14 protein-coding genes are annotated in these 12876 nt (G+C 52.9%); 9 read left to right on the top strand and 5 right to left on the bottom strand.

The features are described 5' to 3' along the window. Positions 1-5: 5 nt before the first annotated feature. Together BOW06_RS02985 and BOW06_RS02990 are read right to left on the bottom strand one after the other, a co-directional pair. Positions 6-542, bottom strand: coding sequence for a DUF3306 domain-containing protein (locus tag BOW06_RS02985; protein WP_052131945.1), 537 nt, complete (start codon positions 540-542; stop codon positions 6-8). Further along, the gene (locus BOW06_RS02990; RefSeq protein WP_179115085.1) at positions 539-1066 is read right to left on the bottom strand and encodes a DUF3305 domain-containing protein; all 528 of its coding nucleotides are present in this window, start codon (positions 1064-1066) and stop codon (positions 539-541) included. Before BOW06_RS02990 ends, BOW06_RS02985 begins: the two co-directional genes overlap by 4 nt. Before the next feature lie 328 nt (positions 1067-1394). On the opposite strand from BOW06_RS02990, the gene moaA reads away from it, so the two are divergent. From moaA to BOW06_RS03005, 3 genes are read left to right on the top strand one after another with little or no spacing between them, the layout of a single operon-like run. Beyond that, the gene (gene moaA, locus BOW06_RS02995; protein ID WP_078452731.1) at positions 1395-2411 is read left to right on the top strand and encodes a GTP 3',8-cyclase MoaA; all 1017 of its coding nucleotides are present in this window, start codon (positions 1395-1397) and stop codon (positions 2409-2411) included. A gap of 6 nt (positions 2412-2417) precedes the next feature. Then, positions 2418-3341, top strand: a complete 924-nt coding sequence (locus tag BOW06_RS03000; RefSeq protein WP_043115412.1) for a formate dehydrogenase accessory sulfurtransferase FdhD — start codon at positions 2418-2420, stop codon at positions 3339-3341. Then, positions 3338-4252: a substrate-binding domain-containing protein gene (locus BOW06_RS03005; RefSeq protein ID WP_230208719.1), complete on the top strand. Its 915-nt coding sequence runs from the start codon at positions 3338-3340 to the stop codon at positions 4250-4252. Before BOW06_RS03000 ends, BOW06_RS03005 begins: the two co-directional genes overlap by 4 nt. A gap of 6 nt (positions 4253-4258) precedes the next feature. Here BOW06_RS03005 and BOW06_RS03010 read toward each other — a convergent pair whose 3' ends face one another. Continuing rightward, positions 4259-5650 (bottom strand): sigma-54-dependent transcriptional regulator, encoded by a 1392-nt coding sequence (locus tag BOW06_RS03010; protein WP_078452732.1) that lies wholly within the window; start codon positions 5648-5650, stop codon positions 4259-4261. 246 nt (positions 5651-5896) lie between these two features. On the opposite strand from BOW06_RS03010, the gene BOW06_RS03015 reads away from it, so the two are divergent. Genes BOW06_RS03015 through moeA form a run of 6 tightly spaced genes read left to right on the top strand, consistent with a single transcriptional unit; the run spans position 5897 to position 10589 of the window. Beyond that, on the top strand, positions 5897-6733 hold the full coding sequence (locus BOW06_RS03015) for an ABC transporter substrate-binding protein (protein WP_043115411.1): 837 nt from the start codon (positions 5897-5899) through the stop codon (positions 6731-6733). A gap of 5 nt (positions 6734-6738) precedes the next feature. After that, complete coding sequence (locus BOW06_RS03020; protein WP_078454270.1) at positions 6739-7440, top strand: ABC transporter permease; 702 nt, start codon at positions 6739-6741, stop codon at positions 7438-7440. Then, positions 7437-8138: an ABC transporter ATP-binding protein gene (locus tag BOW06_RS03025; protein ID WP_043115408.1), complete on the top strand. Its 702-nt coding sequence runs from the start codon at positions 7437-7439 to the stop codon at positions 8136-8138. Before BOW06_RS03020 ends, BOW06_RS03025 begins: the two co-directional genes overlap by 4 nt. Positions 8139-8145: 7 nt before the next feature. Beyond that, positions 8146-8778, top strand: coding sequence for a molybdenum cofactor guanylyltransferase MobA (gene mobA / locus BOW06_RS03030; RefSeq protein ID WP_078452733.1), 633 nt, complete (start codon positions 8146-8148; stop codon positions 8776-8778). Then, on the top strand, positions 8778-9305 hold the full coding sequence (gene mobB / locus BOW06_RS03035) for a molybdopterin-guanine dinucleotide biosynthesis protein B (protein WP_043115405.1): 528 nt from the start codon (positions 8778-8780) through the stop codon (positions 9303-9305). The genes mobA and mobB overlap by 1 nt, the downstream gene beginning before the upstream one ends. An 18-nt stretch (positions 9306-9323) precedes the next feature. Further along, positions 9324-10589: a molybdopterin molybdotransferase MoeA gene (gene moeA / locus BOW06_RS03040; RefSeq protein ID WP_043115404.1), complete on the top strand. Its 1266-nt coding sequence runs from the start codon at positions 9324-9326 to the stop codon at positions 10587-10589. 51 nt (positions 10590-10640) lie between these two features. On the opposite strand, the gene mtgA is transcribed toward moeA, so the two are convergent. Together mtgA and lysS are read right to left on the bottom strand one after the other, a co-directional pair. Further along, on the bottom strand, positions 10641-11348 hold the full coding sequence (mtgA, locus tag BOW06_RS03045; RefSeq protein WP_043115402.1) for a monofunctional biosynthetic peptidoglycan transglycosylase: 708 nt from the start codon (positions 11346-11348) through the stop codon (positions 10641-10643). Positions 11349-11366: 18 nt separating this feature from the next. Beyond that, the gene (lysS, locus tag BOW06_RS03050; RefSeq protein ID WP_043115401.1) at positions 11367-12872 is read right to left on the bottom strand and encodes a lysine--tRNA ligase; all 1506 of its coding nucleotides are present in this window, start codon (positions 12870-12872) and stop codon (positions 11367-11369) included. Positions 12873-12876: the final 4 nt, after the last annotated feature.

Here is a 12876-nt window from a genome sequence, read left to right on the forward strand (position 1 = left end):
AAGTTCTAGGTTTCTGACTCAACATCCAGGTCATCCATCTCTGCATCACCTTCATCGGTGACACTCTCATCGACGACTGTTATATCGGGCACCTCTTCCAACTCTTCAGCCTCATCTGAATTCATCGCCTCCTCGAGCCTGCGTTTCGCCTCCATCTCGAGTTGATGGCGCATATCGGAAGTGACGATATCGCCAAGCAGTTCAAACTTGGTAAAGTCCTCTGCGTATTCATCGAGTTCACTAATGAAATTGAACTCTGGACTATGGAAAAGCTTCCTCAATGCCAGCTTGCGTAAACCCTCACTCACCTTTGGCGACATGAAGGGTGAAAAATCGGAATCCGCTGTCAAGCTTTCAATCGGTGGCATATCTTCATCGGTCGGCAACGCCTCTTCTGCTTCTGCAATCTCCTCCGGTTGCTGTTCGATATCACCTGTTTCTACAAGCCGTGCCTCGCTTTTGCGCCTGCTGAAACGCTGCATGAAGGACTCATCACGCAATTCATCGTCAGCAACAGTATCGCTATGAGACGCCTGTTTCATGATGCCCTCTCACGCCCCTGCTTCTTCCAGTCGACCAGCTTGCGTTTCTTTTTCTTCTCGGCGACATAGTGTGCAAGCACATAATCCTCGGTCCAGCGATAAAGTTCCGGTGGCACATCAACACTGTAGACTTCACCTTCCGCTTCGAGGTAACAGTGCGCCTCGTCAAAGCTCATGGTGACAAGGAAAGGTTCCGGCATTCCGGTGCCGCTCTCCTCCGCATCGTAGGCAACAATGTAGCAGCGCGGCGTTTCGGTCATCATGTTGTGGTAATAGCTCTCGCACTGGTCGACATAGAGTGCAACCTGCAGGCCACCGTAAAGATAGTGTTGTACACCCTCCTCCTCGTGAACCAGCTGCGCCTCTCTGCGCGGAAGATGATCCTGGCTACCAACAGTGACACCAACCGCAGACCAGACATAATCGACCCACTGACTCTTCGCCTCGCGACGCTCGAGAATCACTGCAACAGGAAAATGCTCAACCACCTTCTCCGCCTGATCATTCAGTGCTGTCGGTTCCACCTGCTCTCCTTTCAAATCAACTTGCGTAATCACTATAAAGAGCAAGTTATGTACCAGAGTCTCTCCAACAACCAGCATTGGCGAAATAACAGCTGTTTTAGAGGAATATAAGCCACTGAAATCCAATCGAACTGTCCCACAATGTCCATGCTGCCTGAAATCAATTGGTCAAAATGTATCAGTTCGAGGGTATAATCGAGGCTTATCAGGAAGTGAAAATCGGCAAAATGACTGTCGTACAAAGGTTGCACTCCCTGCGGGAATGCTTCTTGCAAAGTGTTCAATCTGATGCTGTACTGCCGATGCATGCGAAATCACGGGAGATGCCATGAATGGCACAACACCAACTAATGCAACTGACAGACTCGTAGACCGATTCGGGCGCAAGGTAAACTATCTGCGCATGTCGGTTACTGACAGGTGTGACCTGCGCTGCGTCTACTGCATGTCGGAAGAGATAAAATTCATCCCGCGAGAACAGCTGTTGACTCTTGAAGAGATCATCAGTATCGGCCAGACGGCCATCAGTCTGGGCGTCAACAAAATTCGTATTACAGGCGGTGAACCTCTCAACCGCCGTGAAATCATGATGGTGTTCGAGGAACTCGGTAAAACCGAAGGACTCGATGATCTGACACTGACTACCAATGGCACGCAGCTGCCGCGCTATGCAGAACAACTGCGCAAGGCAGGCGTCAAGCGGATCAATGTCAGTCTCGACACTCTCAAACCTGAACGCTTCACCGCGCTGACGCGCAACGGCAAACTCGAACGCGTATTCGCCGGCCTGGATGCTGCACGCGATGCCGGTATCGAGAAAATCAAGCTCAACACCGTCATTCTGGAAAACCGCAACCATGACGAAATACTGGAACTGACCGAGTTTGCTATCAAGCATGGCTACGACATCAGCTTCATCGAGGAGATGCCGCTCGGCGTGGTCAACAGCCACGATCGTGCAGAAACCTATTACTCCACAGACCGCATCATGCAGGACCTGTCGAGCGAACATGAACTGCTCCCAACCACGGAGAGCACCGGCGGTCCCTCGCGCTACTACCGTATTCCCGGCATCGACAGCCGCATCGGTTTTATCTCGCCGCACAGCCACAACTTCTGCGACACTTGCAACCGCGTGCGCCTGACTGCTGAAGGGAATCTACTGCTGTGCCTCGGGCAGGAACACTCGATGGATCTGCGCCACGTGATTCGCTCATCTCCCGGCGACAGTGAAGCCCTGCGCAAAGCGCTGATCGACTCAATGCATCTCAAACCCGAGGGACACGAATTCGATCTTGAGGCCAAGCCAATCATCTTTCGTCACATGAACCATACTGGCGGATAACAGGCCATGAGCGGGACAGCAAAAGCCAAACCCCGTCACCTGCCTGAAATGACCAATGCCGGCCTGCGTCCTGCACACGATGTTGTCGCCGTCGATGAATATGGAAACCAGCGTGCCGGTCAGGTTGCCGGTGAACGTCCGCTGACACTCTTTCTCGACGATCGTGAGATCGTCACCCTGATGACGCTCGGCACACACCCGGAGATGCTGACCCTCGGTTACCTCCTTAATCAGCGTCTTGTCCCCTGTCTCGAGTCTGTAGATTCAATCCGTGTCGACTGGGACAAACAGGCAGTCACAGTAGAGACCTTTGAACGCATCACGGATCTTGATGAAAAACTCAAGCACCGTACGGTCACCAGTGGTTGTGGTCAGGGCACCGTATTCGGCCGCATGGGAGAACAGATCGAAAAACTGCGCGTTCCACAGACAGATATCTATCAATCACACATCTACAAGCTACTCGATTACCTCAACAACTATAACGAGGTCTATCGCCAGGCTGGTGCAGTACATGGCTGTGCCCTGTGTGGCTTTGGCGAACAGACAGATCCCTTTGTCGACCTCTTCGTCGAAGATGTCGGCAGGCACAATGCAGCTGATTCAATCAGTGGCCACATGTGGCTCAATGCCACCAGGGGTGAAGACAAGTGGTTCTATACAACCGGCAGACTGACATCAGAGATGGTCATCAAGGTTGCGCAGATGGGCATCCCGGTCGTTCTGTCACGGTCAGGTGTCACGCAGAAGGGACTTGAACTGGCACAAACGATCGGAGTCGCCCTGATTGCAAGAGCCAAGGGGAAACACTTTCTCGCCTATCACGGTGCCGAGAGAATCCAGTTCGATGCGATACCGCCGCAAAGACCGCACTCCGACAAGACCAAACAGAGCAGTTCCAAACGCGATTCAGAAAGGACGCAGGCATGAACGCCAGAATGCAGCCAGAGCAGCATGATGTTTTCATGAGTGTCAAACAGGTTGCTGCCTACCTGCACGTCAATGAGAAAAAAATCTATGCCCTGGTCAGTGAAGGTGGAATACCTGCCACCAAGGTCACCGGCAAATGGATGTTCCCGCGTGAACTGATTGATCGCTGGATTCTGACCTCGTCTCACGGTGGACTGTTAACCGATCGCCTGGTCATTGCCGGCAGTGACGATCCTCTTCTGTATCGCATCATCATGGCATTTGCACACGACATTAATTCCCATGCACAGGTTGGTTACACACCCACCGGCACCCGCCTTGGGCTTGACCTGCTCGAAGCACACCGCGTCGATGTCAGTGCCATTCACTGGGGTCCGGAGAGCGAAAGCCGTACACGTCATCCCGCCCTGCTGCAGCAACACAAGCCCCACAAGGAGTGGATTCTGATACGGGCCTTTGCACGCGAACAGGGGCTCATGGTGCACCCGGATGTGCTCGCCAAAACAGATGACCCGGAAAAACTGACCAACTCAAGGTACCGCTGGGCACAACGCCAGGCCGGTGCCGGTGCACAACGCTTCCTGCTGGAAATGAGCAACAGGTGTCCGGGTGGCGAAGAGCTCAATGTGACCGCCACGGCACTGAGCGAACGCGAGGCAGCATCTGCTATCGTCATGGGACAGGCGGATGTTGCACCTGGTGCACGTTCCGCTGCCAATGAAGCCGGACTTGGTTTTATCTCTTTTGGTTGGGAGGCCTTCGACCTGGCGCTGTCGCGCGGTATCTGGTTCCGGAGGCTCTTTCAGGATTTGCTAGGGCGCCTTCAGTCAGGTGCCTGCAAGCAGGTTGCCGACAATCTCGGCGGTTATGATTTCACCCACAGCGGTGAGATGATCTGGGGAGATGAGTAAACTGTTCTAGCCTTCTTCCGCTTCCCACGCACGGCACTTCCTGTCAAGCGTTTTGCGCGACACACCGAGCAGGCGTGCAGCTGCAGATTTATTCCCACTCTCCAGTTCCAGCACCCTGAGAATATGCTGGCGTTCAACTGTCTCCAGTAACAACTCGTTGGCATTTTCACCAAGCGCCCCTGAACCACTGGCGACAGAAAAGTCAGTACCATCAAGACATTCACTCGGACAGTTTCCGAGCAGCAAACATCGCTCGACAACATTCTTCAGTTCACGCACGTTACCCGGCCAGTCGTGCTGTTTCAGGCGATGCAACGCAACCTTGTCGATTTGTGGTTGCGGCAGTCCGAGTTCTGCCGAGATCGTGGTGGCAAACCATGACGCGAGTTCGGGTATATCCTCTTTACGCTCGCGCAAAGTCGGCATTCTGATGGTGAGGACATTGAGACGGTAGTAGAGGTCGGCGCGAAAGGTTCCCTGCTCGACAGCAGTCTTGAGGTCACGATTGGTCGCCGCCACGATACGTACATCAACAGGTACAGAATGATTGCCACCGACCGGCCTGACCTCGCGCTCCTCCATGACACGCAGCAGGTGGGTCTGCATCGTCATTGGCATTTCGCCAATCTCGTCGAGAAAAATAGTGCCGCCATTGGCGTAGAAGAAGAGACCATCGCGCGCCTGCGTGGCGCCTGTGAATGCACCCTTGGCATGTCCGAAGAGTTCACTTTCAAGCAACTCGCCTGTCATGGCACCGCAATTCACAGGTACAAAACCGCCGCTCCTGCCGCTCCAGTCGTGAATTGCACGAGCAGCAAGCTCCTTTCCGGTTCCTGATTCCCCGTCAAGAAGCACAGTCGACGGCATAGGGGCTACACGCCTGATGACATCGCATACCGCGGTAACCACAGCACTGGAACCGATGAGACCACCATTCACACAACTTCCTTCAACTGACTGCTGTGGACTAATGGCGTCACCCTGCCTCTCTGCACTGTCCAGGCATAGCCTGGCTGCCGTTACCACCTCTTCTGGCACAAAGGGCTTTACGAGAAAGTCGGCAGCGCCGAGACGTAATGCCTCGATTGCCGCTTCCTGTTCAGTTGCCGCTGAAGTAAAAATCACAGGTGTGGCATCACCCTGTTTGCGGAGCTGGCGAACGAGTTCGAGTCCCGGGTAGTCGGGCAGATGACTGTCACTGATCACCAAGTCGAAATGAATTCGCGACAACAGCTCCTCTGCTGCAGTCGCATTTTCTGCCACTTCGACCAGGTCAAACAACGGGGAAAGGCTTTTACGCAGAACAGACAGCAAGGAAGGATCGGCATCAACCAGTAACAGTGATGTCAGTCTTGCAAGTTGATTGACTTCAGTAACAGACTCTTTTTCGGAATGCATCTGATTCCTTATGTATTGAGTAATCGTTTAACTGAAAGATATGGCACTTAAGACAGAAAAGTTCTTATCTTTCGGGCTTTCAAGACAACTATCTGGGTCATTATGTCTGCATTTATCAGTAAGTCAAACGATTAGTTGTGACATTTTGGCCTGCAATTTCTAAGGAATATGCCGCTTTTCGCCACTGGCATCCTATTTGCAAGTTAAAGCAGTTGCTATTCCAACATTCTGGTTTAGAGGGATGACATGACAAGAACTGTAAAATTGCTATTTGCACTATTCACGCTGCTATTCAGCGCTGCCATTGCATGTGCTGCAGACAACCAGGTGATTCGTCTCGCTACCACCACCAGCACGGTCAATTCCGGACTGCTCGACAAATTACTTCCCAATTTCGAACAGGAGAGTGGCTATCAGGTTCATGTCATTGCGGTTGGTACAGGCAAGGCATTGCGCATGGGACGCGATGGTGATGTCGATGTCGTGCTTGTACATGCGCCAGCTGCAGAACAGAAGTTTGTTGCCGATGGCTATGGTGAACAACGCTTTGCCGTGATGTACAACAGCTTCGTGATCCTCGGTCCTGCAGAAGATCCTGCTGGCGTAAAGAAAGCCAAGACAACATCTGATGTACTTGCAAAGATTCACTCTACAAATGCATTCTTTGTCTCACGCGGTGACGACTCCGGCACGCATAAAAAGGAACTAAGCCTGTGGAAAGATGCCGGGCTGACTCCGTCTGGTGACTGGTACCGAGAAGCCGGACAGGGAATGGGGAAAGTGATCCAGATAGCCGATGAAATGAATGCCTATACCCTTGCCGACAAGGGCACCTGGCTGGCCTATCGTGAGAAGAGTAGATTAAGAATCACTTTCCAGAGCGATACCAAACTGCATAATCCTTACGGCATCATCGAGGTCAGCAAGTCTCTCTACCCTGATCTCAACCACTCGGGCGCGGAAGCCTTAATCACCTGGATCACCAGCAAGGATGCACAACAGCAGATCGCCGACTACCGTATACACGACGAGCAACTGTTTGTACCATCGGCTGCACAGACAGCCATGCACCTGGACAAATAACCTGTATGACATCACTATGGGACACCGTCGGAGATGCGATGCAACTGTTGTTCGCTGCCGATCCCGAGCTTTGGGGAATCATAGGCATCTCCTTCAAAGTCTCCATGAGCGCACTGTTGCTGGCACTGCCAATCGGGCTGCTGATTGCGTTTGGGCTCGCCTACGGTAATTTTATCGGCAGGCGATTTCTTATCACTTCGTTCAACACCCTGCTCTCTTTTCCGGCTGTTGTCGTCGGTCTCACTTTTTATATTTTACTGTCGCGACAAGGGCCACTGGGAGAGTGGCGCCTGTTGTTCACACAGCCTGCGATGATCATCGGACAGATGGCGCTGGCGATACCGATACTGGTCGCCATGGGCCACTCGGCACTGCAGGCGATAGACCGACGTGCATGGGAAACGGCCAGGACGCTTGGCGCAAGCCTGCCCAGGGCAACCATGACAATCATGCGAGAAGCACGTTTTGGTTTACTGGCCGCACTGCTCGCGGCTTTTGGCCGAATTATCTCCGAGGTTGGTGCTTCAATGATGCTTGGCGGAAATATTCTGCATTACACGCGTAACATCCCTACCGCTATTGCACTTGAAACCAGCAAGGGTGAATTTGCCCAGGGCGTTGCACTTGGGCTGGTTCTGTTGCTGATGTCCTTCACCCTCAACGGCATGCTGCAACTCGTACAAGGTAAAGGAAGGCTCGCCGCATGATCAGCATCAAGTTCAGGGGGATCGAAAAATCCTTTGCTCGCAGAAAAATTCTCGATTGCGTCGACATCGAACTTGCTTCAGGAGCGTGCCTGCTACTGTGTGGAAAAAATGGCAGCGGCAAATCAACCCTGCTGAAAATACTTGCCGGAATGGAACGGCCGGATCATGCTGAAATCGAACTGGGTGGTAAAACCTACAGTTGGCGCGAGGCGAAAAAAATCCTGCTCCACAAAAGCATCTACCTTCACCAGAGTCCCTACCTGTTCGAAGGCAGCGTATGGCGCAACCTCGACTACCCCCTCAGTGGCGCACGTGCTGCACGCCGCAGCGAAATCGAATATGCACTCGAGTGGGCCGATCTGGCGGAACTTGCAGATGAAAATGTCGCACATCTCTCTGGTGGTGAACGCCAGCGCGTTGCCCTGGCGCGCGCCCTGCTAAGGAAACCCCAGGTGATGCTGCTTGATGAACCAACAGCCAACATGGATACAGACTCTCGTCAGCGCACACTCAGCCTGCTGGAACAGCTGAAACAGGAAGGCATCGCGCTAGTTGTTGTCACCCATGACCCGGTGCATTTTATCGGCAAGGGTGAACAGCGCCTGATGCTGCAAAGTGGTAAACTCACTACTCCGGAAGAGCCACTGGTTGCAGGAAACATCAGTGAGCTCAAACCAGTCAGCAAGGTGGGTAGTTAAACAAAAGATGCAGACAACAGAACAACAGCAGGTCACGGCTCTAATACTCGCCGGTGGACGCGGCAGCCGTATGGGCGGACAGGACAAGGGTCTCACCCCGCTTCTGGGCAAGCCGATGATCGAATTCATACTGGAACAGATTGCTCCGCAGGTTGATCATGTCGTGATCAACGCCAATCGCAATCTCGATGAATACCAACGCTATGGACACCCGGTAATCAGCGATAGCCTAAACGATTACCAGGGCCCGCTGGCAGGCTTTGCTGCCGGCCTTGAACATTCACCGACAGAGTTGATGATCACCCTCCCCTGTGACGGCCCCACCTTGCCACACAGACTGGTGTCAAAACTGCTTGAGGCTCTGCAGTCGGATGATGCCGACATCGCAGTTGCTCACGATGGCAAGCGTCTACAACCTGTCTATGCGCTGATGAAACGATCACTGTTGCCGAGCCTGCATGAATTTCTTGCCAACGGTGATCGCAAAATCGATCTCTGGTACCCGAAACACAAAATGGTCACGGCCGACTTCAGTGAAGTCGCCAAATCATTCAATAACGTCAACACACCGGAACAGCAGGCAGAAGAAGAAGCCAGGCTTAGTCACCAGCCGCTGAACAGAGAGAAGGAGAGCGTCTGATGGATTTTCCAATTCCCCTGGTTGGTTTTGCCGCATGGAGTGGTACGGGGAAAACAACCCTGCTTAAACACCTCATCCCGATTTTACGTGCAAGGGGCATTCGCATCGCCGTGGTCAAGCATGCGCATCACACATTTGATGTCGACCATCCGGGAAAAGACAGTCACACGCTGAGACACGCAGGTGCTGAACAGGTCATGCTGGCATCGTCGAAACGCTATGCATGGATGCGTGAACTGCCGGACAATCAGAAAGAGCCAACCCTGGCTGACGCCTTGCATTACCTTGATACAGACGGCATTGACCTGGTTCTGGTAGAGGGTTTCAAAACCGAGCAATTCCTGAAGATCGAATGCCACCGCCCTGCCGCAGGCAAGCCACTGCTCTATCCTGATGACCCTAATATCATCGCGATTGCGTCAGATCAGCCTCAAAATGAGGATCCGGGTATACCGCAGTTGTCGCTGAATGATCCGACGGAAGTCGCTGACTTTATCCTCAAAAAAATTCTCGCCTGGGCAGACTAAAATTAACGGAGGAGATTCATGACAGAAATTAAAATTGCAATCTCCTGTGCAGATGCATCAGATACAAAATCTCTGAAAGTCTCACAGGCACGTCAACAGATTCTGGACAGCGTCTCCCCAATCCAAGCTGAAGAGAAAAAACCATTGCGCAGTGCACTTGGCCGTGTCCTGGCTGAGACAATCAAATCACCTCTCGACGTACCGGGTCATACCAACTCTGCGATGGATGGCTACGCAATGCGTGGAGAGGAACTACCTGCAGACGACACACTTGCACTGAAAGTGAGTGGCACCGCCTACGCCGGCAACGGTTACAACGGCAGCTGTGAACCAGGGTGCTGCATACGCATCATGACAGGTGCCCCCATGCCAACAGGCTGTGATACCGTCATCATGCAGGAGCATGCAGAACGCATTGGCGATGACGTGATCAGGATCGGCAGCGGCCACAGGACGGGACAGAACGTGCGATATGCAGGCGAGGATATTCCGCGCGGCAGCACTGTTTTCGAAGTTGGTCGCACACTGACACCGGCAGATATCGGCATCCTCGCATCACTTGGTGTGGCAGAAGTTAAAACAAGAGTGCGCCCGCGAATCGCCTTCTTCTCTACCGGTGATGAACTGGTCGGTGTAGGAGAAACGCTTGCCGAAGGTGAAATCTACGACAGCAACCGCTACAGCCTCTACGGCATGCTGCGCAGACTCAACGTCGACATCATTGATATGGGTGTCATACCAGATGATCAGGATGCCCTCAGAAAAGCCTTTAAAGATGCTGCCCGAATCGCTGACATGGTGATTACTTCCGGTGGTGTCTCTGTCGGCGAGGCAGACTACACCAAGCCGATTCTCGATGAACTTGGCGACATGCACTTCTGGCGTATCGCCATGAAACCGGGCAGACCGCTGGTGTTTGGAAAACTCGGTGACGCCCTCTTCTTCGGCCTGCCCGGTAACCCGGTTGCAGTCATGGTGACTTTTTACCAGTTTGTCCAACCGGCAATCGAGATTCTCGCATCCGGCAAGGCGAAACAGCAGCTGATGATCGCGGCAAGCGCAAGCCGAGACATTCGCAAGCGTGCGGGTCGTTTTGAGTTTCTGCGAGGTTTATTCGAACAGGATGACAACGGGAAATTCACTGTTGCACCGACAGGCACGCAGGGATCAGGAATTCTCACTTCGATGAGCAAAGCGAACTGTTTCATTCATTTGCCGGAAGAGAATGCCGGTGTCGCAGAGGGAGAGACAGTGCTGATACAACCGTTTGATGCGTTGATCTGAATTGAATAAAACCTGCTAATCCATACTTCCGTCATCGTGGGGATTGCGAGTTTATTTAATCCTCTCAAGATATCCCACGCCACCAAGATTCCGCATCTGGCGCAGTATACGCTTCTGACGTTCGACCACGTAGGCATCAGGTCTGTCTGCAGAATAGGCCCTGGGATTGGGTAAAACTGCCGCCAGAAGCGCCGCCTGCCGATCCGACAGGTAACGTGCTGATGACCTGAAATAGATCTGACTTGCCGACTCGGCACCGTAAATCCCGTTACCAAACTGGACGCTGTTGAGGTAAACCTCGAGAATGCGTTCCTTACTCCACATCAACTCGATAAGCAGTGTGATTCCGGCCTCGATCACCTTGCGCACATAACTTCGCCCGCTCCATAGAAAGAGATTCTTTGCCAGCTGCTGGGTCAATGTACTGGCGCCACGCGATGCAGTGTTACTCTCAAGCACCTTCATGATTTCAACAGTATCGAAGCCATAGTGCTCAGGAAAACGCTGGTCTTCGGATGCAATCACGGCAAGTGCCAACTGGGGACTGATTTCGCTGTATTTAACCCAGTCGTGACGAACAGGCTCGTGTTGATTCGGTTGCTGCCATGCATTCCATGATGCCTGCAGCATGAAAGAGGTCGTCGGAACCGGAACCCATCTGAATACCAAGACTAAAATCAGTAGTAAAAGAATAGGTAAGAGTACAGAGAGAAAAAGCCACTTTTTAAGGCGGCTTTTACGGGATGATTGACGTGACACGCTTCACCTTAAATCAGTCTACTCAGGGCGCATATGCGGAAACAGCAGCACATCCCTGATCGACGGTGAGTTGGTCAGCAGCATAACGAGTCGATCTATTCCGATACCCTCGCCCGCAGTTGGCGGCATGCCGTACTCGAGTGCACGTACATAGTCGGCATCAAAATGCATCGCTTCATCATCACCGGCCTCTTTCTCCTGCACCTGCTGGCGGAAGCGTTCTGCCTGGTCCTCGGCATCGTTGAGCTCGGAGAAACCATTTGCGATTTCACGCCCGCCGACAAAGAACTCGAATCTGTCGGTAACAAAAGGATCATGATCACTGCGGCGAGCGAGAGGTGACACCTCGGTCGGATAGGCAGTAATGAAAGTCGGATCCATCAGGCGGTGCTCGACTGTCTTCTCGAAAATCTCGATCTGTACCTTGCCAAGACCATAGCTCGGCTTCAGCGGAATATCCAAGCTCTCGGCCACCTTGCAGGCAGCATCGTAATCATCGACCTGCGCAGCCGTGAGGTCCGGGTTATATTGCAGAATGCTATCGCGTACTGACAGGCGCGCGAAGGGCTTGCCGAAATCATAATGGTCACCCTGGTACTCGACAGTTGTCGAACCCAGCACATCCTGAGTCAGACTACGCAGCATCTCCTCGGTCAGGTCCATCAGGTCGTTGTGATCTGCATAGGCCTGGTAGAACTCGAGCATGGTGAATTCAGGATTATGGCGTGTTGAGAGACCCTCGTTACGGAAATTACGGTTGATTTCGTAAACGCGCTCAAGACCACCGACAACCAGTCGCTTGAGGTAAAGCTCCGGAGCGATACGCAGGAACAGATCCATATCGAGCGCGTTATGAAAAGTAATAAATGGACGCGCTGCCGCACCACCGGGAATCACCTGCATCATCGGCGTCTCGACTTCCATGAAATCACGCTGATTGAGGAAGTTACGGATGTACTGCACAACCTGGGTACGCAATCTGAATGTATCGCGTGATGCCTCACTCATAATCAGGTCGAGATAGCGCTGACGGTAACGCTGCTCCTGGTCAGTGAGACCGTGGAATTTTTCCGGTAAGGGACGCAGTGACTTGGTCAGCAACTGCACCGAATCACAGCGGACTGAGAGTTCGCCCTTGTTGGTTTTTGTCAGCTGCCCCTCGGCACCAATGATGTCGCCGATATCCCAGTCCTTCTTAAAACCTGTGTAGGCATCCTCGCCAATCGCATCACGCGCGATATAGAGCTGAATGCGGCCTGACATATCCTGCAGGTGGGCAAAACTCGCCTTGCCCATGATGCGGCGACTCATGACGCGTCCGGCAACCTTGACACGCAAACCCAGTTCCTCGAGCTCTTCCTTGCTCTTCTCGCCGTACTCGGCATGCAGTTCACCTGTGACTACGTCACGGCGGAAGTCATTCGGGAAAGCCTTGCCCGATTCACGCAGGGCATCGAGTTTTTCACGGCGCTGCGCGATCAACTGGTTTTCGTCTAGCTGCTGGTCTGTTACGGGATCTGTCATCGAA

The sequence above is a fragment of the Solemya velum gill symbiont genome, from assembly GCF_002020255.1.
Classification (GTDB): Bacteria; Pseudomonadota; Gammaproteobacteria; order Chromatiales; family Chromatiaceae.

Bases quoted from the DNA above. Each gene is read 5' to 3' on its own strand.
- BOW06_RS02985 (WP_052131945.1), bottom strand. From the start codon at position 542: ATGAAACAGGCGTCTCATAGCGATACTGTTGCTGACGATGAATTGCGT.
- moaA (WP_078452731.1), top strand. From the start codon at position 1,395: ATGAATGGCACAACACCAACTAATGCAACTGACAGACTCGTAGACCGA.
- BOW06_RS03000 (WP_043115412.1), top strand. From the start codon at position 2,418: ATGAGCGGGACAGCAAAAGCCAAACCCCGTCACCTGCCTGAAATGACC.
- BOW06_RS03005 (WP_230208719.1), top strand. From the start codon at position 3,338: ATGAACGCCAGAATGCAGCCAGAGCAGCATGATGTTTTCATGAGTGTC.
- BOW06_RS03010 (WP_078452732.1), bottom strand. From the start codon at position 5,650: ATGCATTCCGAAAAAGAGTCTGTTACTGAAGTCAATCAACTTGCAAGA.
- BOW06_RS03015 (WP_043115411.1), top strand. From the start codon at position 5,897: ATGACAAGAACTGTAAAATTGCTATTTGCACTATTCACGCTGCTATTC.
- BOW06_RS03020 (WP_078454270.1), top strand. From the start codon at position 6,739: ATGACATCACTATGGGACACCGTCGGAGATGCGATGCAACTGTTGTTC.
- BOW06_RS03025 (WP_043115408.1), top strand. From the start codon at position 7,437: ATGATCAGCATCAAGTTCAGGGGGATCGAAAAATCCTTTGCTCGCAGA.
- mobA (WP_078452733.1), top strand. From the start codon at position 8,146: ATGCAGACAACAGAACAACAGCAGGTCACGGCTCTAATACTCGCCGGT.
- mobB (WP_043115405.1), top strand. From the start codon at position 8,778: ATGGATTTTCCAATTCCCCTGGTTGGTTTTGCCGCATGGAGTGGTACG.
- moeA (WP_043115404.1), top strand. From the start codon at position 9,324: ATGACAGAAATTAAAATTGCAATCTCCTGTGCAGATGCATCAGATACA.
- lysS (WP_043115401.1), bottom strand. From the start codon at position 12,872: ATGACAGATCCCGTAACAGACCAGCAGCTAGACGAAAACCAGTTGATC.